This is a genomic window from Streptomyces sp. NRRL S-118, assembly GCF_000716335.1.
Taxonomy (GTDB): Bacteria; Actinomycetota; Actinomycetes; order Streptomycetales; family Streptomycetaceae; genus Streptomyces.
Genome location: NZ_JOBL01000104.1, coordinates 76578 through 98457 on the forward strand (window position 1 = coordinate 76578; position 21880 = coordinate 98457).

The following is a 21880-nucleotide window of genomic DNA, read 5'->3' on the forward strand; positions in this document are numbered from 1 at the left end:
TCACGCGCCCGTACGGAGAAGTTCCGTACGGGCACGGCTTTTCCCGTACGGGTGAATCTCGTACGGCAGGTGACGCACGGCTCCGGTACGCGACCCGGTCCGCCGAGCAGGGTGACCCGGTACCGCAGCCGAGCAGCCCCTGGAGCCCCACCGTGCCGCCGTCGGTGATCACCGCACGTCCGACCGTCCCCGCGTCCCGGCGGCCCCCCTCCCCGGTGGCCGGGCGCGTCCGCGGCGGGGCCGCCCGCTCGGCCCGCTCGCTGCGGTACGCCGCACCCGCGCTGACGGGGTACCTGGCGGTGCGGCTCCTCGGGCTGCTGGTGCTGGCCCGCTGGGCGCACCTCAAGGGCCACGGCGTGTGGCCGACGCTCGCCACCTCGTGGGACTCCGACTGGTACCTGGGCATCGCGGACCACGGCTACCAGGACGACCTGGGCACCCGGATGGACTCCAACAACCTGGCGTTCTTCCCGCTCTACCCGGTGCTGGTGAAGGCGGTCGCGGGCGTCACGCCCGGCTCGCGCGCCTCGGTGGGGCTGGTCCTGGCGGCCGGTTTCTCGCTCGTCGCGGCCTGGGGCGTCTTCGCGGTCGGCGACCGGCTGTGCGGGCGCCGGGTCGCCACCGTCCTCACGGTGCTGTGGGGCGCCCTGCCCGTCGCGGTGGTCCAGTGGATGGGCTACACCGAGTCGCTGTTCACGGCCCTCGCCGCCTGGGCGCTGTACGCCGTCCTCACCGGCCGCTGGCACACGGCGGCCGCCCTCGCGGTACTGGCCGGGCTGACCCGCCCCACCGGGATCGCGGTGGCAGCGGCCGTGTCCGTCACCGGCCTGCTCGCGGCGGCGCGCACCCGCGGGCGGGCACCGCTGGCCGCGGCGCTCACCGCCCCGCTCGGCTGGCTGGCGTACGTGGCGTGGGTGGGCGCCCGGGTGGGGCGCTGGGACGGCTACTTCGCCGTGCAGCGGCTGTGGCGCAACGAGTGGGACGGCGGCGCGGGCACGCTGCGCGAGCTGCGGAACCTGCTCGTCTACGACCGGAACCCGCAGCTGTTCCTGGTCGCCGTGTCGGCGGTGCTGGTGCTGTCGGCGGCGGCGTACGTCGTGTGCCTGGCCGACCGGCAGCCGCCGGTGCTGCTCGTCTTCAGCGGGGTCCTGCTGCTGGTGGTGCTGGGCAGCGACGGGGTGTACTTCCCGCGCGCCCGCTTCCTGGTGCCCGCCTTCCCGCTGCTGCTGCCGCTCGCGGCGGCGGTGTGCCGGGCCGGGCGCGTGGTGGCGGCGCTGGTGCTGGGCGGGGCGGCGCTGACGTCGGCGTGGCTGGGCGGGTACATGCTGCTGGTGTGGCCGGGGCCGCCGTAGGACGCGACGGGCGCGGTCAGCCGGTGACGATCAGCACGATCAGCAGCACCAGGCCGGCGAGCGAGGGCCCGAGGATCTCGTACGCCCAGCGGATCCGGGGCTCGCCCTGCGCGGACGGCCGCGACGCGCACCGCTCGGCCAGTTCCTGGAGGTCGGCGACGGTCTGGTCGGCGCCCGAGGACCGCACGGGCGGGGCGTCCGCCCCGGCCCGCGCCTGCCGGCGGGCGGCGCGCTTGCGCTCGCGCAGCGAGACGGGCACCGACCAGAGCTGGTACTTGGTGCCGTCCTGGGTGAAGACCTCGCTGGAGTACCCGGCGCGCACGCCCGCGACCGACGCCCAGGGCAGGTGGATCGTGCGGAACGGGTTGCGCACGCGCATGCGGTCCTCGTTGGCGTGCACGGCGGGCCGGAAGGTGAACGCGACGACCAGCGGGACGACGAACAGCAGCCCGGCGAGCGCGATCCAGGGCGTCCGCCCCTCACCGGTGACCAGCGCGTCTCCGCCGAGCCAGGCGGCGAAGGCGAGCAGCAGAAGACCACCCACGATGCCGTGGGGCGAGCGGTAGGACCGGTCGGCGTACTCGGGCTTCGGCGGGGTCGTCATGCGGCCGATTCTGCCTCACCCGTCACGGGCTCACGCGACGAGATCGGCGTACAGGATGATGTTGTCGGGCCGGTGCCCGTCGACCGGTTCCCCGCCGCAGGTGATCAGCCGCAGCTCGGGGCGCGTGGTGTCGCCGTACACCTTCCGGGTCGGGAACGCCTTCTTGTCGACCTGTTCCAGCTCCCGCACGCGGAAGACCGCGGTCGTGCCGTCGGCCCGCCGGACGCTGATCTCGTCGCCGGTGCGCACCTTGGCGATGTCCTTGAGCACGGCGGGGCCCCGGGCGGTGTCGAAGTGGCCGATGAGCACGGCGGGTCCGGTCTCGCCGGGCGTGACGCCCTTGTCGTACCAGCCGATCCGGCCGGCGTCGGCGACGGACGGCACCTCGACCGTGCCGTCCGCGGCGAGGCCGAGGGCGAGGACGGGGCCGGTGTCGACCCCGGCGGCGGGCACCCGCACGCGCACCGGCTCCGAGCGGGCCATGGGTGCGGCGGACCGGCCCTGCGCGGCCGCCGGGGAGGCGGTGGCCGGCACGATGTGCGCGGGGGGTGAGCCGGGCGGGCTCGTCGCGGCGGAGCCGCAGCCGGCCAGGGCGGCCGGGGCGGCGAGCGCGAGCAGCGCGGCGGCGGAGCGGCGGGCGGAGGCAGACACGGGTGGGGCTCCAGGGGACGTAGCGAGGCGGGCCGTCGCAGTATGCGGCGGCCCGCCCGGCTCGGGGTGGGGTGGTGGCGCTCCTGCCCGGGTCGGGCAGGGCGTACGAGGAGGGGTCAGGCGCGGGTGCCGGACGTGCGGCGGCGCAGGGCGACGAAGCCGAGCCCGGCCGCGCCGACGGCGGCGGCGCCCGCACCGGCGACGACCATGAGGTTGTCGCCCTCCTGCACCTCGGCACCGGCGGCGACACCGCCCTTGGGGACGATGGTCGTCTGGGTGATGGAGGTCCGCGCGGGCTCCTCGGTGCCGCCCTGCGGCGTGGCGCCGCCCGTGGAACCGGCCGGGCCGGTGCTCGTCCCGATGAGGGCGGGAGCGGCCTGCTTCTTCCCGCCGGCGATGTACGCGGCGAGGCCGCCGTCCCGCCCCAGCACCACGAGCGCGTCGCCGAACCGCAGGACGCGGCGGTCCTCGCCGTTGGTGTACGAGAACCCGCGGCCCGTGCCGTTCTCGACGAGTTGCAGGCCGTACTCGCCGTTCTTCCTGCCCAGCTCCAGGACGGTGCCGTCGGCCAGCTCGTACCGGCCGGGCTCGGCGCCGGTGGCGAGGTTGCCGGTCCAGTGGTGCGTGGTGCCGTCCTCGTGCAGGACCAGGAAGCGGCCGTTGTCGTTGCGGGCGGCGGGGCGGGTGTTGGCGTCGATGACGCCGATGGAGCGGCCGTTCACGAAGGACTCGGCGCGGTGGTGCAGGGCGTTGATCCGGTCGATCCTGACGACGGTGCCGTCGGCGAGGGTCTCGGTCCGCAGGTGCTCGCGCCCGGCGGTGGCGGGAGGGGTGCCGTCCGCCGCGGAGGCCGCTCCCGCGGTGACGGCCGGGACGAGGGCGACACCGGCGAGGACGCCGCCGGCGAGGGCGGCACGAAGGGCGGAACGCATAACGACTCCTGCAACAGGTCGGTTTCGAAGGGAGAGCCGCATGCCTGCCTTGCCTCGTCGGTGTGGCCGCTGAGTGTGGGGCGGGGCTGCACGGACAACGTTATGGATCTTGTGTGCGGGTGCGATGCCCTCCGCGTCACAGGCGTGTGACAGGCCTCACGAACAGCTCCGGTGCACGCGCCCACCAGGGGTTTCGCACAGACCTCCGAGCCGGGGCTGTACAGGCAGCTACGCGCGTAGATATGCTCGAGTGGTGACCATGCCCACCGCATCTGCATTCGCTGACGTGACCGCGTCCGACAGCACACTGCGCCGCTTCCTCCACGGGCTTCCCGGCGTGGACCCCGTCGGCCTCGAAGCGCGCGCCGCGTCTCTCGGTACCCGTTCGATCAAGACGACGGCCAAGGCGTACGCCATCGACCTGGCCATCTCGATGATCGACCTGACGACGCTCGAAGGCGCGGACACCCCGGGCAAGGTCCGGGCGCTCGCCGCCAAGGCCGTCAATCCCGACCCGACCGACCGCACCAGCCCGCGCACCGCCGCGGTCTGCGTCTACCCGGACATGGTGGCGACCGCGAAGGCCGCCCTCGCCGGCACCGACGTCAAGGTCGCCTCCGTCGCGACCGCCTTCCCGGCCGGCCGCGCCGCCCTCGACGTCAAGCTCGCCGACACGCGGGACGCCGTCGCCGCCGGGGCGGACGAGATCGACATGGTGATCGACCGCGGGGCGTTCCTCGCGGGCGACTACCTGAAGGTGTACGAGGAGATCCGCGCCGTGAAGGAGGCCTCGGGCGCCGCGCGCCTGAAGGTCATCTTCGAGACCGGCGAGCTCTCCACGTACGACAACATCCGCCGCGCCTCCTGGCTCGGCATGATCGCCGGGGCGGACTTCATCAAGACCTCGACCGGCAAGGTCGGCGTCAACGCCACCCCCGCGAACACGCTGCTCATGCTGGAGGCGGTGCGCGACTTCCGCGCCCAGACCGGGGTACAGGTCGGGGTGAAGCCCGCGGGCGGCATCCGGACCACCAAGGACGCCATCAAGTTCCTGGTGCTGGTCAACGAGACCGTCGGCGAGGACTGGCTGGACAACCACTGGTTCCGGTTCGGCGCGTCGAGCCTGCTCAACGACCTGCTGATGCAGCGTCAGAAGCTGGCCACCGGACGTTACTCCGGTCCCGACTACGTGACGGTGGACTGATCACCATGACCAAGTTCGAGTACGCACCCGCCCCCGAGTCCCGCTCGGTCGTCGACATCGCGCCGTCCTACGGCCTGTTCATCGACGGCGAGTTCACCGAGGCCGCCGACGGCAAGGTCTTCAAGACCGTCTCGCCCGCCTCCGAGGAGGTGCTCTCCGAGGTCGCCCAGGCCGGCGCCGAGGACGTGGACCGGGCCGTGAAGGCCGCCCGCAAGGCGTTCGAGAAGTGGTCGGCGCTGCCGGGCGCCGAGCGCGCCAAGTACCTCTTCCGCATCGCCCGGATCATCCAGGAGCGCAGCCGCGAGCTGGCGGTCCTGGAGACGCTGGACAACGGCAAGCCGATCAAGGAGACCCGCGACGCGGACCTCCCCCTGGTCGCCGCGCACTTCTTCTACTACGCGGGCTGGGCCGACAAGCTCGACCACGCCGGCTACGGGCGCGACCCCAGGCCGCTGGGCGTGGCCGGCCAGGTCATCCCGTGGAACTTCCCGCTGCTGATGCTGGCGTGGAAGATCGCCCCGGCGCTCGCCACCGGCAACACGGTGGTGCTCAAGCCCGCCGAGACGACCCCGCTGTCGGCGCTGTTCTTCGCGGACATCTGCCGCCAGGCCGGTCTGCCCAAGGGCGTCGTGAACATCATCCCCGGTTACGGGGACACCGGCGCCGCGCTCGTCGAGCACCCGGGCGTCGACAAGGTCGCCTTCACCGGCTCCACAGGGGTCGGCAAGGCCATCGCCCGCCAGGTCGCCGGCACCCGCAAGAAGCTCACCCTGGAGCTCGGCGGCAAGGGCGCCAACATCGTCTTCGACGACGCCCCCATCGACCAGGCCGTCGAGGGCATCGTCACCGGCATCTTCTTCAACCAGGGCCAGGTCTGCTGCGCGGGCTCCCGCCTGCTGGTCCAGGAGTCCATTCAGGACGAGCTGCTGGATGCCCTCAAGCGCCGCCTGTCCACGCTGCGCCTCGGCGACCCGCTGGACAAGAACACCGACATCGGCGCGATCAACTCGGCCGAGCAGCTGGCCCGGATCACGGCGCTCGCGGAGACCGGCGAGGCCGAGGGCGCCGAGCGCTGGTCCCCGGCCTGCGAGATCCCCTCCACCGGCTACTGGTTCGCCCCGACGCTGTTCACCAACGTCACCCAGGCGCACACCATCGCCCGCGACGAGATCTTCGGCCCGGTCCTGTCGGTCCTGACGTTCCGCACGCCCGACGAGGCCGTCGCCAAGGCCAACAACAGCCAGTACGGCCTGTCCGCCGGCATCTGGACGGAGAAGGGCTCCCGCATCCTCGCGGTGGCGAACAAGCTCCGCGCGGGCGTCGTGTGGGCCAACACGTTCAACAAGTTCGACCCGACCTCGCCCTTCGGCGGCTACAAGGAGTCGGGCTTCGGCCGCGAGGGCGGCCGCCACGGCCTGGAGGCGTACCTCGATGTCTGACACGACGAACCGTCTGAGCGTCTTCAAGACCTACAAGCTGTACGTCGGGGGCAAGTTCCCCCGCAGCGAGAGCGGCCGGGTGTACGAAGTGCAGGACCACAAGGGCAAGTGGCTGGCGAACGCGCCGCTCTCGTCGCGCAAGGACGCGCGGGACGCGGTCGTGGCGGCGCGCAAGGCGTTCGGCGGGTGGTCGGGCGCGACGGCCTACAACCGGGGCCAGATCCTCTACCGCATCGCGGAGATGCTGGAGGGCCGCAGGAGCCAGTTCGTGCACGAGGTGGCGCACGCGGAGGGCCTGTCCAAGTCGCAGGCGGCCGAGGTCGTCGAGGCGGCCATCGACCGCTGGGTCTGGTACGCGGGCTGGACGGACAAGATCGCCCAGGTCATGGGCGGGGCGAACCCGGTGGCGGGCCCGTTCTTCAACCTGTCCACCCCCGAGCCGACGGGCGTGGTCGCGATCGTCGCCCCGCGGGAGTCGTCCTTCCTGGGCCTGGTCTCGGTCATCGCCCCGGTGATCGCCACCGGCAACACGGCCGTCGTCGTCGCCTCCGAGAAGGCGCCGCTGCCCGCGCTCTCGCTCGGCGAGGTGCTGGCCACCTCCGATCTGCCCGGCGGTGTCGTCAACGTCCTGTCCGGCAAGGCGGCGGAGATCGCCGGCCCGCTCGCCGCGCACCAGGACGTCAACGCCCTCGACCTGACGGGCGCGGACGCCGAGCTGGCGCGGGAGCTGGAGATCGCGGCCGCGGACAACCTCAAGCGCGTCCTGCGTCCACAGGCTGTGGACGGCGAGGGGGACTTCACCGGGGACCCGGGCACGCACCGCATGACCGCGTTCCTGGAGACCAAGACGGTCTGGCACCCCACCGGCTCCCTGGGCGCCTCCGGCTCGTCCTACTGAGCCGGTCCACGCCGAACGGCTCCGCGTCCCCTCCGTCCGGGGGATGCGGAGCCGTTCTCGCGTCCGAGGACGGGCGGCCCTAGCCGGGGAGCGCGCCCCCCAGCGCAGGGCCGACCACCGGCAGGTTCGGCGCACTGGTCAGCGAGCCGGTCACGCTGGTCGTGTCCACCGGCCGGAAGTCGCCCACCTGCGTGCCGACCCCGTTGTCGAGCGGGTCGACCCCGGTCTGCGCGAGGGGGTTGATCTTCAGGTTCTTGGCGGTGCCCACGACGTGCGGCGCCGCCGCCGACACCCCCTGCATCGCGGCCGCCGCGTCGAGGTCGCCCACCGGCGACGGGACCGCCTGGGCCGTGCCGCCGGTGGCACCGAGGGCGGTGCCGAGGGCCGAAAGGGCCAGCCCGGCCTTCAGAAACGTGTGACGTGCCATGGACGAGGGCTCCTGCCGCGCAGCGTGAGAGGCGTGATCGGTCGAGTACGCAGCGTATTTGAGGTGTGATGCTCGATACCAACGGGTCCCCGGCGGGGTCCCCCGACCGGGTGCATGCCTCAGACTGGTGTCCCGTGAGTTCCCAACCCATCCCGGCCCGCGTCGTGCTGCTCGCGGGGCCCTCCGGCTCCGGCAAGTCCTCCCTCGCGGCCCGCACCGGCCTGCCCGTCCTGCGCCTCGACGACTTCTACAAGGAGGCCGACGACCCGACACTCCCGCTCGTGCCGGGCAGTTCGGACATCGACTGGGACTCCCCGCTGTCGTGGGACGCCGACGCCGCGGTGGCCGCGATCGCCGACCTGTGCGGTACGGGAAGCACGACGGTCCCCGTGTACGACATCGCCACCAGCAGCCGCGTGGACCACGAGGCCTTCGCCATCGGGCGCACCCCGCTCTTCGTGGCGGAGGGCATCTTCGCGGCGGACATCGTGGCGCGGTGCCAGGAGCTCGGGGTCCTCGCCGACGCCCTGTGCCTGCGCGGCCGCCCCTCCACCACGTTCCGCCGCCGGCTCCTGCGGGACCTGCGGGAGGGCCGCAAGTCGGTGCCGTTCCTGCTGCGCCGCGGCTGGCGCCTGATGCGCGCCGAGCGCTCCATCGTGGCCCGCCAGACCGCCCTGGGCGCCCACGCGTGCGACAAGGCCGAGGCCCTGGGCCGCCTGGCCGCCGCGGCGGCCGGCCGGCACCGCACGCCCACGGCGGCGGGCCGGGAGCGCGCGTAACGCACGCCGGCCCGGGCACCCGGAACGCGCCCGGACGCCGGCACGGACTCCAGGCCCCGGACAACGCGCGAGGCCGGACAAGACCCCCCGTCCTGTCCGGCCCGCTCCCCCGTTGCCCCGCTACCCCCGGTTCCCCCCGTGGTGGGCACCCCCGTACCCCGGCCCGCCGCCGCCTCCCCCGAGACCGCGGCCGGCCGCCCCCCGTTCCCCCGTGCTTCCCCCGTACCTTCAGGCCACGAGCTGGCCGAAGGACTCCTCCTCGTCACGGCCGAAGCTGAGGACGTCGTCCTCGCGCAGCCGGCGCAGGGAGCGCCAGATGCTCGACTTCACCGTGCCGACACTGATGTCCAGGATCTCCGCGATCTCCGGGTCCGTACGGCCCTCGTAGTAGCGCAGCACCAGCATCGTGCGCTGGAGCTCGGGCAGCCGGGCCAGCGCCTGCCACAGCACGGCGCGCAGCTCCGTGCCGCGCATCGCGTCGGTGTCGCCGGCGGACTCGGGGAGCTCCTCGGTCGGGTACTCGTCGATCTTCCGCCGCCGCCAGGCGCTGATGTGCAGGTTGGTCATGGTGCGGCGCAGGTATCCGCCGACCGCGGCCTTGTCGCTGATGCGGTCCCAGGCGCGGTACGTCGAGAACAGCGCGCTCTGGAGCAGGTCCTCCGCCTCGAACCGGTCACCGGTGAGGTGGTAGGCGGTGGCGTACAGAGAGGCGCGGCGCTCCTGCACGTACGTGGTGAACTCCACGTCCGTACGGCTCGTCCGCTCCCCCGGTGCCCCTCCGTACGCCTCTCCCCCGTCAGGCACGGCCGCCATGTACGGCGACTTGTGCTGACGCCCGGCGCCGCGAACGCACCCCCGCCCGTTCACGGCGCCGGACTTCTCGGTGCTCCGCGTGACGTCGTGGAGACGCGTGACAACTGCGTTTGAGGTGGTGCTGTGCAGTGCGTTCATCTCACGCCCCCCGTCGGTTGGAGTCTGGCTCGGTCCGGTGCGAAAAAGCTTGCCGGGGGGACTTCATGGCGGTGTCCGCCGACTGTCACAGACCTGTCACAGGGGCGAGCGGTCGAACTCCCCCTCCACCATGGGACAGAATGACGGCGTGCCTTTCCTGTTGCTGATCGAGGACGACGACGCCATCCGCACGGCCCTCGAACTCTCCCTGTCACGCCAGGGCCACAAAGTGGCCACCGCGGCGACGGGTGAGGACGGCCTGAAACTGCTGCGCGAGCAGCGGCCCGACCTGATCGTGCTGGACGTGATGCTGCCCGGCATCGACGGTTTCGAGGTGTGCCGCCGCATCCGGCGCACCGACCAGCTGCCGATCATCCTGCTGACCGCGCGCAGCGACGACATCGACGTCGTGGTGGGGCTGGAGTCCGGTGCGGACGACTACGTGGTCAAGCCGGTGCAGGGACGGGTGCTGGACGCCCGCATCCGGGCGGTGCTGCGGCGCGGCGAGCGCGAGTCGACGGACTCGGCGACGTTCGGCGCGCTGGTCATCGACCGGTCGGCGATGACCGTGACGAAGAACGGCGAGGACCTCCAGCTGACGCCCACCGAGCTGCGGCTGCTGCTGGAGCTCAGCCGCAGGCCCGGCCAGGCGCTGTCGCGCCAGCAGTTGCTGCGGCTGGTGTGGGAGCACGACTACCTGGGCGACTCGCGCCTGGTCGACGCGTGCGTGCAGCGCCTGCGCGCGAAGGTGGAGGACGTGCCGTCCTCGCCGACCCTGATCCGTACGGTCCGGGGTGTGGGCTACCGGCTGGACGTCCCTTCGTGACCGAGTCCGCGAGAAAGGGACCGGGGGCGGGACTTCGCTGGACGAGCCTGCGGCTGCGCCTGGTCGTCGTGTTCGCCCTGGTGGCGCTCACCGCCGCGGTGTCCGCGTCCGGCATCGCGTACTGGCTCAACCGCGAGGCCGTGCTGACGCGTACGCAGGACTCGGCGCTGAACGACTTCCGGCAGGAGATGCAGAACCGGGCCGCGTCGCTGCCGCTGCGGCCCACCGAGGAGGAGCTGCGGCGCACCGCCGAGGAGATGTCGTCCAACGGCGTCGGGTACGGCGTGGTGCTGCTGGCCGAGCGGGCCGAGGGCAAGCCGATCGTGGGGGTGTCCGACCCGGACCGGTTCACGCTGGAGGACGTGCCGCAGTCCCTGCGGGCCGCGGTGGACAAGCAGCACGAGGTGGACGACTCCAACCCGTACCCGTACCACCTGTTCTGGCAGCGCACGACGCGCGGTCAGACGCCGTACCTGGTGGGCGGTACGCGGATAGCGGGCGGCGGGCCGACCGGGTACATGTTCAAGTCCCTGGAGCCCGAGCGGCAGGACCTCAACTCGCTGGCCTGGTCGCTGGGGATCGCCACGCTGCTGGCGCTGCTGGGTTCGGCGCTGCTGGCGCAGGCCGCCGCCACGACCGTGCTGAAGCCGGTGCACCGGCTCGGGGAGGCGGCGCGGCGGCTGGGTGAGGGCGAGCTGGACACCCGGCTCCAGGTGTCGGGCACGGACGAACTGGCCGAACTGTCCCGCACGTTCAACGCGGCCGCCGAGAGCCTCCAGAAGAAGGTCGCGGACATGAGCGCCCGCGAGGAGTCCAGCCGCCGGTTCGTCGCCGACATGTCGCACGAGCTGCGCACGCCCATGACGGCGCTGACCGCGGTGACGGAGGTCCTGGAGGAGGAGCAGGACGGCCTCGACCCGATGATCGCGCCGGCCGTGGCGCTGGTGGTCAGCGAGACGCGGCGGCTCAACACCCTGGTCGACAACCTCATGGAGGTCACCCGCTTCGACGCCGGTACGGCCCGCCTGGTGCTCGACGACGTGGACGTGGCCGACCAGGTCACCGCCTGCATCGACACGCGCGCCTGGCTGGACGCGGTGGAGCTGGACGCCGAGCGCGGGATCGTGGCGCGGCTCGATCCCCGCCGGCTCGACGTGATCCTCGCGAACCTCATCGGCAACGCGCTCAAACACGGCGGTTCGCCGGTGCGCGTGGCGGTGCGGACCGAAGGGGACGACCTGTTCATCGAGGTGCGCGACCACGGGCCGGGCATCCCCGAGGACGTCCTGCCGCACGTGTTCGACCGGTTCTACAAGGCGAGCGCGTCCCGTCCGCGGTCCGAGGGCAGCGGTCTCGGACTGTCGATCGCGATGGAGAACGCGCTGATCCACGGCGGTGACATCACGGCGGCGAACTCGCCCGACGGCGACGGCGCGGTGTTCGTGCTGCGGCTGCCGCGCGACGCGTCGCACACGGTCGACCCGCAGGAACAGCAGCAGAAGGGTGGCGGGCATGAGGGTGCGTGAGCTGCGGCGGGGCATGGCCGGGCTCGCGGGGGCCGCCGTGATCGCCGCCGTCGCCGCGGGCTGCGGCATCCGCCCGACGGTCCCGGTCGACGCGGGCGCCGCGCCCTCGCGGATGCCGTGCAGCCTGTCCCGCGACGCGGAGGCGGACGAGGACGGGCAGGGCATGCCGGTGACGGTGTACCTGGTGTGCGCGTCGGGGCTGGAGGCGGTGCAGCGCGCGGCCGGTCCGGCGCTCACGGACCCCAAGGGCAGCGACGGCCGGCTCCCGGTGGCCAGGGCGCTGCTGGCGCAGCTGACGGCGGAGCCGTCGGCGGACGAGCGGCAGGCGGGCTTCCTGACGTACGTGCAGCCGCCCCTCACCGTCTCGGCGGGGCGCGAGGGCGACCCCGCGGGGACGCTGCGGCTGAGCCGTCAGCCGGACGACCTGCCGCCGGCCGCGCTGTCCCAGCTGGTGTGCACGTACGCGGAGAACGGCGCGACGGACGCCGGGGGCGGGACGGTCGTGCTGGGCGGTCCCGGGGACTACCCGGCGCGCCGGTACACCTGCACGACCGAGGTCAAGGAGCGCCCGGACTCGGCGGTGCCGACGGGCTCGTCCCGCGCCGGGACACCGGCGGCCTGAGCCCGGGGCCGTGTGCCGCGCCGTGAGTACGTGTGCGGTCGTGAGGACGTGTGCGGTCGTGTGGAGGTGTGTGGTGCCGTGAGGACGTGTGTGGCGAGACCGCGGGTGCCACGCGGAACCGATCCTGCCGCTCCACGCGTCTTGTGGGGCGTGCAGCGTCATGGTTCGGGCGGCAGTGCCGCCATCCGCTTCCGCATCGGCTTCCGCGCGGCGGGGCTCGTCCTCCTCCTCGCGCATATGGTGCTGGTGGGCTGGCTGACGCTGCGGCCGCTGGATGTGATGTGGGTGAACGCGGACAACCTGGAGCTGTTCGCGGGCATCAAGGCGGATCTGGCGCTGGGGCCTGCCGAGGCGGCCCGGCGGATCGGCGAAGGGCTGCTGCTGCTGGCGCCGCTGGGTGTGCTGCTGCCGGTGGCGGGCGGCAGGCTGGACGTCTCCCCCTGGGCCTCGCTGGCCCGTACGGTCGCGGCGGGAGCCCTGGTGTCGCTGGCGATCGAGCTGCTGCAGACCGTGGTGCCCGGGCGGGTGGTGGACGTCGACGCGCTGCTGCTGAACACGACCGGGGTGGCGCTGACCCATCTGGCCGTGGTGCCGGCCGCGCGGGCGCGGCTGCGCCGGGGGCCGGTGGTCCGCCGGGACGAGGGGTCTCAGGGTGCGACCCCGACGATTCCCAGGGTCGGTATCGCCCCGTAGTCCGACGCTTTGTCCCCGTGTACCGGGTGAGTATGGATGCAACGACGACGACTCACCAAGGAGGCCACCATGGCCGCACTGACCCGCCCCCGCGACGGACGCATGATCGGTGGAGTGTGCGCGGCGCTGGCACGGCGCTTCGGCACCTCCGCGACGACGATGCGCGCGATCTTCCTCGTGTCCTGTCTGCTGCCCGGTCCGCAGTTCCTGCTGTACCTGGCGCTGTGGATGCTGCTGCCGGCGGAGCGGTCGGCGAAGCCGGCGTGGTGACCCGCCGGGGTGTACGACGACGGGGCGCGCACCCTGGGGAGGGTGTGCGCCCCGTTGCCGTGCGGAGTGTCAGGCGCCGATGCCGGCGGAGCCCAGGCTGCCGCCGACGGGCAGGCCGCCGACGAGGCTGGTGACCGTGCTCGGGTCGACGGGGAGCCCCTGGACGGCTCCGGTGAGACCCTGGGCGGTGGCGAGCACCTCGGGGAGCTGGCTCGGGAGCTGCTGGACGGCGGAGCCGGCGAGCGGCATGGCGACCGGCAGCACCTTGTTGGTGGTTTCCAGAGCGGCGTTGGAGGGGCCCACGACCGCGGAGGCGCTTCCGGCAGCAGTGGCGGCGAAAGCGGCACCGAGAGCGGCGACACCGAGAGTCTTGGCGGCGGACTGCTTCATCGAAAATCGTCCTTGGGGTTCTCGGGGGAGATTGAGCGGCTCTGCAAGCTAGTCAGCCGGTGGCGATCTCCGCAAACACCTGAAACGGCCGGGTCGTGCTCGCCCCGGCCGTTCCTGATAAGGTCCGCGGACCTTGCGAGCGGCTTAACCCCTGGTCGCAGCCGTCTGCGTGAACAGCCATTCGGACTTCAGCTCGGCGTAACCCGGTTTGATGACTTCATTGATCATGGCCAGGCGTTCGTCGAAAGGAATGAATGCTGATTTCATCGCATTGACCGTGAACCACTGCATGTCATCGAGGGTGTAGCCGAACGTCCCGATCAGCCGCTCGAATTCATTGCTCATGCTGGTGCCGGACATCAGGCGGTTGTCGGTGTTCACCGTGGCCCGGAAGTGCAGGCGCCGCAGCAGGCCGATGGGGTGCTCGGCGTACGAGGCGGCGGCGCCCGTCTGGAGGTTGGACGTCGGGCACAGCTCCAGGGGGATCCGCTTGTCGCGCACGTACGCGGCGAGGCGGCCGAGCGTGACGGTGCCGTCGTCGGCGACCTTGATGTCGTCGATGATGCGCACGCCGTGGCCGAGGCGGTCGGCTCCGCACCACTGGAGGGCCTGCCAGATGGAGGGCAGCCCGAAGGCTTCGCCGGCGTGGATGGTGAAGTGGTTGTTCTCCCGCTTGAGGTACTCGAAGGCGTCGAGGTGGCGGGTGGGCGGGTAGCCGGCCTCGGCGCCCGCGATGTCGAAGCCGACGACGCCGCTGTCCCGGTACCGGTTGGCGAGTTCGGCGATCTCCAGGGCGCGGGCCGCGTGGCGCATGGCGGTGAGCAGGGCGCCGACGCGGATGCGGTGGCCGCTTTCGCGGGCGCGCCGCTCACCGAGGCGGAAGCCCTCGTTCACGGCTTCGACCACCTGCTCCAGGGTGAGGCCCTTCTCCAGGTGCTGCTCGGGCGCGTAACGCACTTCGGCGTAGACGACGCCGTCCTCCGCGAGGTCCTCGGCGCACTCGGCGGCGACGCGGACGAGCGCCTCACGCGTCTGCATGACGGCGCAGGTGTGGGCGAACGTCTCCAGGTAGCGCTCCAGGGAGCCGGAGTCGGCGGCTTCGCGGAACCAGGTGCCCAGCTTGTCGGGCCGGCTCTCGGGAAGTGCCGTGTAGCCCGTCTCGCGGGCCAGGTCGATGATCGTGCCGGGCCGCAGACCGCCGTCGAGGTGATCGTGGAGCAGCACCTTCGGGGCGCGGCGGATCTGGTCGGTGGTGGGGAGGTCGGTGGTGGGGCTCGTCATTGTCGAACTCTAGCCCCTACGCGCGTAGAAGGCGCGTCGATACGTAACAGTGACCGCACGTACCGCTGGCGGACATCTGGTCTTCTGAGACTGTTCTGCCATGGCGAACCAGGCGCTCGTGGGGACGGGCAGCGCGCGGGGGCCCCGGCTCGGCCGGGCCGCGGGGACGGATGCGGGAGCGGTGGGCGGTGTGGTGCTCCTGCTCCCGGACGGCGAACCGGAGTCGGGGCGCGGCCCCTCGGCGGTGGCGCACGCGGCGGCCCTGCCGCTGGCGCGGCGGCTGGTGCGGGAGGGCCGGGACGAGGGGCTCGTCGCGCACGTGGTGCGGTACCGGGGCCGCGGGTGGAACGGCGCCGACGCGCGGCTCGCGGCGGACGCGGCGTGGGCGGCGTCGGAAGTGGTGCGCCGTTACGGCGACGTCCCGGTGTGCCTCGTGGGCCGCGGCATGGGCGGCCGGGCGGCGCTGCGCGCGGCCGGCCACACCGCCGTCGGATCCGTGCTGGCACTGGCCCCCTGGCTGCCGGAGGACGACGTGGCGGCCGCGCCGGAACCGGTGAAGCAGCTCGTGGGCCGCCACGTGATGATCGTGCACGGCACGAACGACGCCCGTACGGACCCGGAGTTGTCGTACCGGCTGGCCGTGCGCGCGAAGAAGGCGAACCGCGACACCTGCCGCTTCGAGGTCCACTCGGACGGCCACGCGCTGCGCGAGCACCGCGCCGAAGTGCTCGCGCTGGCCGCCGACTTCGTCCTGGGCGCGCTGTTCGCCCGCCCCTGGTCCCGCCCGGTCGCCGACGCCCTGGCGGCCCCGCCGCCCCTGGGCCTGCGCATGCCCCTCGCCGCCGGCTTCCGCCACGCCCTGCGGCGGCGGTAGCGCGCCGGAGGAGCCCGCCGGGTGCCCGCACGCTCACGCAGGGAGCTGCGCCGCTTCGTTCAGGAGCCGCCCGCGGCGGGAGAGGAGGAACCGCTTGAAGGCCGCCACCGGCGGGGTGTCGGGGTGGCCGTCGAGCCAGGCCACGCCGATCTCGCGGGCCGCGCGCGGAGCCGTCACCGTCAGCTCGACGACACCCGGCCGCGGGACCGCCGGAGGCGGCAGGAGCGCGACGCCCAGACCGGCGGCGACCAGACCGCGCAGGGTCTCGGCCTCCTCGCCCTCGAACGCGACACGCGGTGTGAAGCCCGCTTCGGCGCACAGCGCGTCGGTGATGCGGCGCAGCCCGTAGCCGGGCTCCAGGGTGACGAACGACTCGTCGGCGGCCTCCGCGAGCCGGACGCGCTTGCGGCCGGCCAGCCGGTGGTCGTCGGGGACGACGAGCCGCAGCCGCTGCTCGTCCAGGCGGCGGGCGACGAGGTCCGGGGCGTCGGGGACCGGCGAGGTCAGGCACAGGTCCAGCTCGCCGGAGCGCAGGCGCTCGATCATGGCTTCGCCGTAGTTCTGCACGAGCGTGAAGCGGACCCGGGGGTGGTCGACCCGGAAGGCGCGGATCAGCTCCGGTACCGTCTCCGAGCCCATGGTGTGCAGGAAGCCGAAGGCGACCCGCCCCGCGGAGGGGTCCGCGTCGGCGCGCACGGACTCGGCGGCGCGCTGCACTTCGCCCAGCGCCCGCTCGGCGGAGGCGAGGAAGGTCCGGCCGGCCGGGGTGAGCGAGACGGTACGGCCCTTGCGGGCGAACAGGGCCACGCCCAGGTCCTCCTCCAGCCGCACGACCGCCCGCGACAACGTCGACTGCGGGACGCCAAGTTCCTGCGCGGCGCGCGTCACGTGCTCGTGGCGGGCGACCGCCGCGAAGTGGGCGAGGCGCGGCGCGAGCAGCAGCCCCATGTCTTCTTCGTTACTGTTCGGTGACAGCCAATCCTCTGAGCTGCGTTGATGCGCCATGGGAACGATTAAAGCCGTTCCATGCATTGGACGCATCAACCCCCGGTGCCTACGGTCGGGGTATGCCTTCCGCCAGTACCAAGGCGGCCGCCACCGACGCGGTCGCCGACACCCGTCTTTCCCCCGGCCGCCCCGGTCACCGCCGGATGAGCTTCGCGCTCTTCGCCGCCGGAGTCGCCGCCTTCGCCCTCCTCTACTCGACGCAGGCCCTGCTCCCTGCCGTCTCCGCCGACTTCGGCGTGAGCGCCTCGGCGGCCAGTTGGACCGTCTCCGCCGCCACCGGCGCGCTCGCCCTGTGCGTGCTGCCGCTGAGCGCCCTGTCCGAGCGGTTCGGGCGCCGCGCCCTGATGACCGCCTCCCTCGCGGTCGCCGTGGCCGTCGGCCTCCTCGTGCCGTTCGCGCCGGACCTCCCGTGGCTGGTGGCGCTGCGCGCGGTGCAGGGCGCCGCGCTCGCGGGCCTGCCCGCGTCGGCGATGGCGTACCTGGCGGAGGAGGTACGGCCCAAGGCGCTGATCGCCGCGATCGGCCTCTTCGTCGCGGGCAACAGCATCGGCGGCATGAGCGGCCGGATCGTCACCGGCTGGGCGGCGCAGCTGTGGGGCTGGCGGGCGGCGCTGGCCGCGGTCGGCGTGCTGGCGCTGGTCTGCGCGGTGGTCTTCCGGCTGCTGCTGCCGAGGGCGCGGCACTTCACCGCCGGGTCGCTCCGGCCCCGCGCGCTGGCACGGAACGTGCGCACCCATCTGTCGGACCCGCTGCTGATGCGTCTGTATGCGATCGGCGCGCTGTTCATGACCGTGTTCGGCGCCGTGTACACGGTGATCGGCTACCGGCTCGTCGAGGCGCCGTTCTCGCTCCCGCAGGGCGTGATCGGCTCGGTCTTCCTCGTCTACCTGGTCGGTACGGTGTCGTCCGCCGCGGCCGGCCGGCTCGTCGGGCGGCTCGGGCGGCGCGGGGCGCTGTACCTCGCGGTGACCACCACCGCCGCCGGGCTGCTGCTGTCGCTGGCCGACACCCTGACCGCCGTCCTGGCCGGACTGGTCCTGATCACGGCCGGGTTCTTCGCGGGCCACGCGGTCGCCTCGTCCTCGGTCAGCCGTACGGCGAAGACGGGCCGCGCCCAGGCGTCGGCGCTCTACCAGTCCGCGTACTACCTGGGCAGCAGCGCGGGCGGCACGCTCGGCGCGGTCGCCTTCCACGCCGGCGGCTGGGCCGGAACGGTCCTGCTGGGGCTGGTCGCCGTGCTCGGTGTCGTGTCCCTCACCCTGTACGGGACGCACGCCGCGCGGGTGCGGGAACGCACGTCGCGCGAGATGTACAACCACGCGGCGTCCCCGAGCGTCCTAAGGGCATGACAGTCGCATGGGAGCAGAGGGGGAACACGTGGGTGGGACACGCATACGCGGACGGATGGGGACCGTCCTCGGCCTGACCGGACTGGTCGTACCGCTGACGGTCGCGCTGGGCGCCTCGCCCGCCCAGGCCGCGTCCTGCACGACGTCGGCGGGGCCGTACCAGAAGCAGGTGGAGAAGTTCCTGGGGCGGCCCGTGGACGGCAGGCAGTCGGCGGCCGACTGCAAGGCGATCCAGACGTTCCAGAAGACGCACGGCATCACGCCCTCCGCCGGGTACGCCGGGCCGCTCACCTGGCGCACGATGGACACGATGCTGAAGCAGCGCGCGGCCGGGAAGACTCCCAACAAGGCGGGTCTCTGCCCGACGAACAAGGGCCGCATCGCCTGCGTCGACCTCACCCGGCAGCTGAGCTGGATCCAGGACGGGGCGAAGCTGACGTACGGGCCGGTGCCGGTGCGCACCGGGCGGGACGGCTCCGAGACCCGGACCGGTGCGAAGAAGATCTACCACCGCAACATCAAGCACTGGTCGACGCTCTACAAGGTGTGGATGCCGTACGCGCAGTTCTTCGACGGCGGGCAGGCCTTCCACTCGGTGAACAAGTCCATGTGGAACCCGCCCGGCTCCGCCGGCTGCGTGAACATGCGGGACGCGGACGCCAAGGCGTACTGGAAGCTGCTGCGCAACGGCGACGACGTCCACGTCTGGGGACGCAAGCCGGGAACCTGACGCCCGTTGTCAGTGGGCTCCTGTAGCTTCCGTGAGTGAGGCAAGGGGAAGCGCGACAGGGGTGGACACGATGGGCGACGTGGCACAGCGGGAGCGGCTGGACGAGCTGGAGCGGTACCGCACCGAGCTGACCGGGTACTGCTACCGCATGCTGGGCTCCGCCTTCGAGGCGGAGGACGCGGTCCAGGACACGATGGTGCGGGCCTGGCGCGGCATCGAGAAGTTCGAGGGCCGCGCCAGCCTGCGCTCCTGGCTGTACCGCATCGCGACGAACGTCTGCCTGGACGCGCTGAACGCCGGGAACCGGCGGGCCCGCCCGATGGATCTGACGGCGGCGACACCGGTGGCGCAGGCGCAGCTCAACGCCCGCCCGGAGGTCACCTGGCTGGAGCCGGTGCCCGACGGGCGGGTGCTGCCGTCCACGGCCGATCCGGCGGAGACGGCCGTGTCCCGCGAGACGGTCCGGCTGGCGTTCGTGGCGGCCCTGCAGCACCTGCCGCCGAAGCAGCGGGTGGTGCTGCTCCTGCGCGAGGTGCTGGCGTGGAAGGCGAGCGAGGTCGCCGAGCTGCTGGACACCTCGGTCGCCTCGGTGAACAGCGCGCTCCAGCGGGCGCGCGCGACGCTCGCGGAGTCGGCGCCGGCCGACACCGACGTGGCCGACCCGCTCGACGAGGAGCAGCGGAAGCTCCTGGAGCGGTACGTGGCGGCCTTCGAGGGCTACGACATGGCGGCGCTGACCGCGCTGCTCCACGAGGACGCGACGCTGTCCATGCCGCCCTACGACCTGTGGCTCCGTGGCCACGACGACATCACCGGCTGGATGCTGGGCGTCGGCGAGGTGTGCCGGGGCTCGCGGCTGCTGCCGGTCGTGGCGAACGGCACGCCGGCGTTCGCGCACTACCACCCGGACCCCGAGGGCGGCTTCAGTCCGTGGGCGCTCATGGTCATCGAGATCACCGGCGGAAAGGTCGCGGGGATCACGTCGTTCCTGGACGTGCAGCGCTGGTTCCCCCTGTTCGACCTTCCGGAGCGGCTGGAGGCATGAGGACCGCGCCCAGCCCGGTGAGCTCCAGCAGCGCGCACAGGGCAGGTGGGGCGTTCCTCACGGTCAGCGGGTGACCGAGCCGCTGGGCGGTGAGCCGCAGCCGGGCGAGGGCGTCGAGCAGGGCGAGGTTCGGCCGCGTGACCCCGCCGACGTCGCACTCGACGGGTACTCCGGCCCGCGGCTGTCCGGCGAGCAGGCCGCCCAGCTCCTCGCAGAGGCGCGGGACGTCGCCGGGCTCGATCACGCCGACGACGCGGAAGACTTTCGGATCCGTGGTGTCCACAGGGAGAAGGACCCGCGCCGGGAGCGGAACTCATCGATGGCCGCCGTGTACGCGGGCGGATCAGCCGACGGGGAAGGCGCTGGTCTCCAGGGTCAGGTCGAAGGGGGCGGGAAGGTGGATGTCCTCGCCGGACTTCACCGAGCTGAGGACGCGGTGGACGTCGCCCTCGGGCTCACCGCAGAGGGTGACGGCCGGTCCGGCGGGAGCGAAGCGGTCGATGAGCAGGTAGAGCGGGACCTTGGCCTCCGCGTAGGCAGCGGCTTTGTTCAACCGGTCGTGGCTCGCGTTGGAGAGGGTCGTGAACTCCACGATCAGTTCGACCGCCATGAGGGGGGCGGCCTCGCTCCCCTCCAGCTCCATGGAGGTCTCCTTCTTCGGCTGTGACACCGGTCCCAGCATGCCGAACGGGACCGATGGAGGTCCATCGGTCCCGTTCACCCGTGACGAGGTCAGGCGATACGTTCCAGCACCACCGGGGTCGGCTCGTGGGCCGTGCCCTCGGCGGCGATGTCGTAGCTGCCGTCCAGGGACTTCAGCGCGTACTCGAAGCGCTCGGGGGTGTCCGTGTGGAGGGTCAGCAGGGGCTGGCCCGCCGTGACGGTGTCGCCCGGCTTGGCGTGGATCTCCACGCCGGCGCCCGCCTGCACCGGGTCCTCCTTGCGGGCGCGGCCCGCGCCGAGGCGCCAGGCGGCGACACCGACGCCGTAGGCGTCCAGGCGGGTGAGCACGCCCGAGGAGGGGGCCGTGACGACGTGCTGCTCACGGGCGACCGGGAGCGTGGCGTCCGGGTCGCCGCCCTGCGCGGCGATCATGCGGCGCCAGACGTCCATCGCGGAGCCGTCGGCGAGGGCCTTCGCCGGGTCGGCGTCCTTGATGCCGGCCGCGTCGAGCATCTCGCGGGCGAGGGCGACGGTCAGCTCCACGACGTCGGCGGGGCCACCGCCGGCGAGGACCTCGACGGACTCGCGGACCTCCAGGGCGTTGCCCGCGGTCAGGCCGAGCGGCGTGGACATGTCGGTCAGCAGCGCGACCGTCCTCACACCGCTGTCGGTGCCCAGCGCCACCATGGTGGAGGCGAGCTCGCGGGCGTCCTCGATGGTCTTCATGAACGCGCCGGTGCCGACCTTCACGTCCAGGACCAGGGAACCCGTCCCCTCGGCGATCTTCTTGGACATGATCGAGGAGGCGATCAGCGGGATGGCCTCGACCGTGCCGGTGACGTCGCGCAGCGCGTACAGCTTCTTGTCGGCCGGCGCCAGACCGTCGCCCGCCGCACAGATCACGGCGCCCGTCGTGTCGAGGACGTGCAGCATCTCCTCGTTCGACAGCAGCGCCCGCCAGCCGGGGATGGACTCCAGCTTGTCGAGCGTGCCACCCGTGTGGCCGAGTCCCCGGCCGGACAGCTGCGGCACGGCCGCGCCGCAGGCGGCGACCAGCGGCGCGAGCGGCAGCGTGATCTTGTCACCGACGCCGCCCGTGGAGTGCTTGTCGGCGGTCGGGCGGGAGAGGGACGAGAAGTCCATGCGCTCGCCGCTCGCGATCATCGCGGCGGTCCAGCGGGCGATCTCCGTCCGGTTCATGCCGTTGAGCAGGATCGCCATCGCCAGCGCCGACATCTGCTCGTCGGCGACCTCGCCGCGCGTGTACGCGTCGATGACCCAGTCGATCTGCTCGGGGCTCAGCTCGCCCCCGTCCCGCTTGGTGCGGATGACGGAAATCGCGTCCATGGGTGAGGTGTTTCCTTCC

25 protein-coding genes are annotated in these 21880 nt (G+C 72.8%); 14 read left to right on the plus strand and 11 right to left on the minus strand.

Going from position 1 to position 21880, the window contains the following annotated elements; translation table 11 throughout:
* The first annotated feature begins 164 nt into the window (after positions 1 to 164).
* Complete coding sequence (locus tag IH00_RS0101435) at positions 165 to 1352, plus strand: hypothetical protein (protein ID WP_234334724.1); 1188 nt, start codon at positions 165 to 167, stop codon at positions 1350 to 1352.
* 16 nt (positions 1353 to 1368) lie between these two features.
* Here the strand turns inward: IH00_RS0101435 and IH00_RS0101440 are convergent, their stop codons facing one another.
* The 3 genes from IH00_RS0101440 to IH00_RS0101450 all read right to left on the minus strand — a co-directional run bounded on the left by IH00_RS0101440 (position 1369) and on the right by IH00_RS0101450 (position 3539).
* On the minus strand, positions 1369 to 1956 hold the full coding sequence (locus tag IH00_RS0101440) for a PH domain-containing protein (protein WP_031068647.1): 588 nt from the start codon (positions 1954 to 1956) through the stop codon (positions 1369 to 1371).
* Between the two features lie 30 nt (positions 1957 to 1986).
* Entirely contained in the window at positions 1987 to 2607 is a 621-nt protein-coding gene (locus tag IH00_RS0101445) for a class F sortase (protein WP_031068649.1), read from the minus strand.
* A gap of 116 nt (positions 2608 to 2723) precedes the next feature.
* The gene (locus IH00_RS0101450) at positions 2724 to 3539 is read right to left on the minus strand and encodes a hypothetical protein (protein WP_031068651.1); all 816 of its coding nucleotides are present in this window, start codon (positions 3537 to 3539) and stop codon (positions 2724 to 2726) included.
* A gap of 253 nt (positions 3540 to 3792) precedes the next feature.
* On the opposite strand from IH00_RS0101450, the gene deoC reads away from it, so the two are divergent.
* Genes deoC through IH00_RS0101465 form a run of 3 tightly spaced genes read left to right on the plus strand, consistent with a single transcriptional unit; the run spans position 3793 to position 7080 of the window.
* A complete protein-coding gene (deoC, locus tag IH00_RS0101455; protein WP_078887493.1) occupies positions 3793 to 4743 on the plus strand; it encodes a deoxyribose-phosphate aldolase in 951 nt (316 codons plus the stop codon).
* A 5-nt stretch (positions 4744 to 4748) separates the two neighbouring features.
* On the plus strand, positions 4749 to 6182 hold the full coding sequence (locus IH00_RS0101460) for an aldehyde dehydrogenase family protein (RefSeq protein ID WP_031068655.1): 1434 nt from the start codon (positions 4749 to 4751) through the stop codon (positions 6180 to 6182).
* Positions 6175 to 7080, plus strand: coding sequence for an aldehyde dehydrogenase family protein (locus IH00_RS0101465; RefSeq protein ID WP_031068656.1), 906 nt, complete (start codon positions 6175 to 6177; stop codon positions 7078 to 7080). Before IH00_RS0101460 ends, IH00_RS0101465 begins: the two co-directional genes overlap by 8 nt.
* A gap of 79 nt (positions 7081 to 7159) precedes the next feature.
* Here the strand turns inward: IH00_RS0101465 and IH00_RS0101470 are convergent, their stop codons facing one another.
* On the minus strand, positions 7160 to 7507 hold the full coding sequence (locus tag IH00_RS0101470) for a hypothetical protein (RefSeq protein WP_031068659.1): 348 nt from the start codon (positions 7505 to 7507) through the stop codon (positions 7160 to 7162).
* A 68-nt stretch (positions 7508 to 7575) separates the two neighbouring features.
* Here IH00_RS0101470 and IH00_RS0101475 point away from each other — a divergent pair, with 68 nt between their 5' ends.
* Positions 7576 to 8286 (plus strand): hypothetical protein, encoded by a 711-nt coding sequence (locus tag IH00_RS0101475; protein ID WP_031068662.1) that lies wholly within the window; start codon positions 7576 to 7578, stop codon positions 8284 to 8286.
* A gap of 228 nt (positions 8287 to 8514) precedes the next feature.
* Here the strand turns inward: IH00_RS0101475 and IH00_RS36825 are convergent, their stop codons facing one another.
* A complete protein-coding gene (locus tag IH00_RS36825) occupies positions 8515 to 9237 on the minus strand; it encodes a SigE family RNA polymerase sigma factor (RefSeq protein ID WP_031068664.1) in 723 nt (240 codons plus the stop codon).
* Between the two features lie 148 nt (positions 9238 to 9385).
* Between IH00_RS36825 and afsQ1 the strand changes: the two genes are divergently transcribed.
* The 5 genes from afsQ1 (at position 9386) to IH00_RS0101505 (ending at position 13174) form a co-directional block, all read left to right on the plus strand.
* Entirely contained in the window at positions 9386 to 10063 is a 678-nt protein-coding gene (gene afsQ1 / locus IH00_RS0101485; protein ID WP_199819673.1) for a two-component system response regulator AfsQ1, read from the plus strand.
* A complete protein-coding gene (locus IH00_RS0101490) occupies positions 10060 to 11589 on the plus strand; it encodes a sensor histidine kinase (protein WP_039945976.1) in 1530 nt (509 codons plus the stop codon). Before afsQ1 ends, IH00_RS0101490 begins: the two co-directional genes overlap by 4 nt.
* On the plus strand, positions 11576 to 12211 hold the full coding sequence (locus IH00_RS0101495) for a hypothetical protein (RefSeq protein ID WP_039945986.1): 636 nt from the start codon (positions 11576 to 11578) through the stop codon (positions 12209 to 12211). The genes IH00_RS0101490 and IH00_RS0101495 overlap by 14 nt, the downstream gene beginning before the upstream one ends.
* A 150-nt stretch (positions 12212 to 12361) precedes the next feature.
* Positions 12362 to 12904, plus strand: a complete 543-nt coding sequence (locus tag IH00_RS0101500) for a VanZ family protein (RefSeq protein WP_031068671.1) — start codon at positions 12362 to 12364, stop codon at positions 12902 to 12904.
* Between the two features lie 69 nt (positions 12905 to 12973).
* The gene (locus tag IH00_RS0101505; protein WP_031068673.1) at positions 12974 to 13174 is read left to right on the plus strand and encodes a PspC domain-containing protein; all 201 of its coding nucleotides are present in this window, start codon (positions 12974 to 12976) and stop codon (positions 13172 to 13174) included.
* A 69-nt stretch (positions 13175 to 13243) separates the two neighbouring features.
* On the opposite strand, the gene IH00_RS0101510 is transcribed toward IH00_RS0101505, so the two are convergent.
* Together IH00_RS0101510 and IH00_RS0101515 are read right to left on the minus strand one after the other, a co-directional pair.
* Entirely contained in the window at positions 13244 to 13564 is a 321-nt protein-coding gene (locus tag IH00_RS0101510; RefSeq protein WP_031068675.1) for a hypothetical protein, read from the minus strand.
* Between the two features lie 144 nt (positions 13565 to 13708).
* Entirely contained in the window at positions 13709 to 14845 is a 1137-nt protein-coding gene (locus IH00_RS0101515) for an adenosine deaminase (protein ID WP_031068677.1), read from the minus strand.
* A gap of 100 nt (positions 14846 to 14945) precedes the next feature.
* Between IH00_RS0101515 and IH00_RS0101520 the strand changes: the two genes are divergently transcribed.
* Positions 14946 to 15719: an alpha/beta hydrolase gene (locus IH00_RS0101520; RefSeq protein ID WP_031068678.1), complete on the plus strand. Its 774-nt coding sequence runs from the start codon at positions 14946 to 14948 to the stop codon at positions 15717 to 15719.
* Positions 15720 to 15752: 33 nt separating this feature from the next.
* On the opposite strand, the gene IH00_RS0101525 is transcribed toward IH00_RS0101520, so the two are convergent.
* On the minus strand, positions 15753 to 16724 hold the full coding sequence (locus IH00_RS0101525) for a LysR family transcriptional regulator (protein WP_031068680.1): 972 nt from the start codon (positions 16722 to 16724) through the stop codon (positions 15753 to 15755).
* A 62-nt stretch (positions 16725 to 16786) separates the two neighbouring features.
* Between IH00_RS0101525 and IH00_RS0101530 the strand changes: the two genes are divergently transcribed.
* From IH00_RS0101530 to IH00_RS0101540, 3 genes are all read left to right on the plus strand, one after another.
* Positions 16787 to 18076 (plus strand): MFS transporter, encoded by a 1290-nt coding sequence (locus tag IH00_RS0101530; protein ID WP_031068682.1) that lies wholly within the window; start codon positions 16787 to 16789, stop codon positions 18074 to 18076.
* Positions 18077 to 18131: 55 nt separating this feature from the next.
* Entirely contained in the window at positions 18132 to 18806 is a 675-nt protein-coding gene (locus IH00_RS0101535; RefSeq protein WP_031068684.1) for a L,D-transpeptidase family protein, read from the plus strand.
* 70 nt (positions 18807 to 18876) lie between these two features.
* The gene (locus IH00_RS0101540) at positions 18877 to 19851 is read left to right on the plus strand and encodes a sigma-70 family RNA polymerase sigma factor (RefSeq protein ID WP_031068686.1); all 975 of its coding nucleotides are present in this window, start codon (positions 18877 to 18879) and stop codon (positions 19849 to 19851) included.
* Here the strand turns inward: IH00_RS0101540 and IH00_RS39715 are convergent.
* From IH00_RS39715 to IH00_RS0101550, 3 genes are all read right to left on the minus strand, one after another.
* Positions 19784 to 20134, minus strand: coding sequence for an STAS domain-containing protein (locus IH00_RS39715; protein WP_078887495.1), 351 nt, complete (start codon positions 20132 to 20134; stop codon positions 19784 to 19786). The two genes, IH00_RS0101540 and IH00_RS39715, sit on opposite strands and share 68 nt — an antisense overlap.
* A 60-nt stretch (positions 20135 to 20194) precedes the next feature.
* Entirely contained in the window at positions 20195 to 20521 is a 327-nt protein-coding gene (locus IH00_RS0101545; protein ID WP_324615766.1) for a Uma2 family endonuclease, read from the minus strand.
* A gap of 62 nt (positions 20522 to 20583) precedes the next feature.
* Positions 20584 to 21861, minus strand: a complete 1278-nt coding sequence (locus IH00_RS0101550; RefSeq protein WP_031068690.1) for a thymidine phosphorylase — start codon at positions 21859 to 21861, stop codon at positions 20584 to 20586.
* Between the last annotated feature and the right edge of the window lie 19 nt (positions 21862 to 21880).

What these genes read in the sequence shown, in the direction of transcription:
- IH00_RS0101440 (WP_031068647.1), bottom strand. Translation starts at nt 1,956, where the DNA reads ATGACGACCCCGCCGAAGCCCGAGTACGCCGACCGGTCCTACCGCTCG.
- IH00_RS0101450 (WP_031068651.1), bottom strand. Translation starts at nt 3,539, where the DNA reads ATGCGTTCCGCCCTTCGTGCCGCCCTCGCCGGCGGCGTCCTCGCCGGT.
- IH00_RS0101460 (WP_031068655.1), top strand. Translation starts at nt 4,749, where the DNA reads ATGACCAAGTTCGAGTACGCACCCGCCCCCGAGTCCCGCTCGGTCGTC.
- IH00_RS0101465 (WP_031068656.1), top strand. Translation starts at nt 6,175, where the DNA reads ATGTCTGACACGACGAACCGTCTGAGCGTCTTCAAGACCTACAAGCTG.
- IH00_RS0101470 (WP_031068659.1), bottom strand. Translation starts at nt 7,507, where the DNA reads ATGGCACGTCACACGTTTCTGAAGGCCGGGCTGGCCCTTTCGGCCCTC.
- IH00_RS0101475 (WP_031068662.1), top strand. Translation starts at nt 7,576, where the DNA reads ATGCTCGATACCAACGGGTCCCCGGCGGGGTCCCCCGACCGGGTGCAT.
- IH00_RS36825 (WP_031068664.1), bottom strand. Translation starts at nt 9,237, where the DNA reads ATGAACGCACTGCACAGCACCACCTCAAACGCAGTTGTCACGCGTCTC.
- IH00_RS0101495 (WP_039945986.1), top strand. Translation starts at nt 11,576, where the DNA reads ATGAGGGTGCGTGAGCTGCGGCGGGGCATGGCCGGGCTCGCGGGGGCC.
- IH00_RS0101505 (WP_031068673.1), top strand. Translation starts at nt 12,974, where the DNA reads ATGGCCGCACTGACCCGCCCCCGCGACGGACGCATGATCGGTGGAGTG.
- IH00_RS0101510 (WP_031068675.1), bottom strand. Translation starts at nt 13,564, where the DNA reads ATGAAGCAGTCCGCCGCCAAGACTCTCGGTGTCGCCGCTCTCGGTGCC.
- IH00_RS0101515 (WP_031068677.1), bottom strand. Translation starts at nt 14,845, where the DNA reads ATGACGAGCCCCACCACCGACCTCCCCACCACCGACCAGATCCGCCGC.
- IH00_RS0101520 (WP_031068678.1), top strand. Translation starts at nt 14,946, where the DNA reads ATGGCGAACCAGGCGCTCGTGGGGACGGGCAGCGCGCGGGGGCCCCGG.
- IH00_RS0101525 (WP_031068680.1), bottom strand. Translation starts at nt 16,724, where the DNA reads ATGGCGCATCAACGCAGCTCAGAGGATTGGCTGTCACCGAACAGTAAC.
- IH00_RS0101530 (WP_031068682.1), top strand. Translation starts at nt 16,787, where the DNA reads ATGCCTTCCGCCAGTACCAAGGCGGCCGCCACCGACGCGGTCGCCGAC.
- IH00_RS0101535 (WP_031068684.1), top strand. Translation starts at nt 18,132, where the DNA reads ATGGGGACCGTCCTCGGCCTGACCGGACTGGTCGTACCGCTGACGGTC.
- IH00_RS0101540 (WP_031068686.1), top strand. Translation starts at nt 18,877, where the DNA reads ATGGGCGACGTGGCACAGCGGGAGCGGCTGGACGAGCTGGAGCGGTAC.
- IH00_RS0101550 (WP_031068690.1), bottom strand. Translation starts at nt 21,861, where the DNA reads ATGGACGCGATTTCCGTCATCCGCACCAAGCGGGACGGGGGCGAGCTG.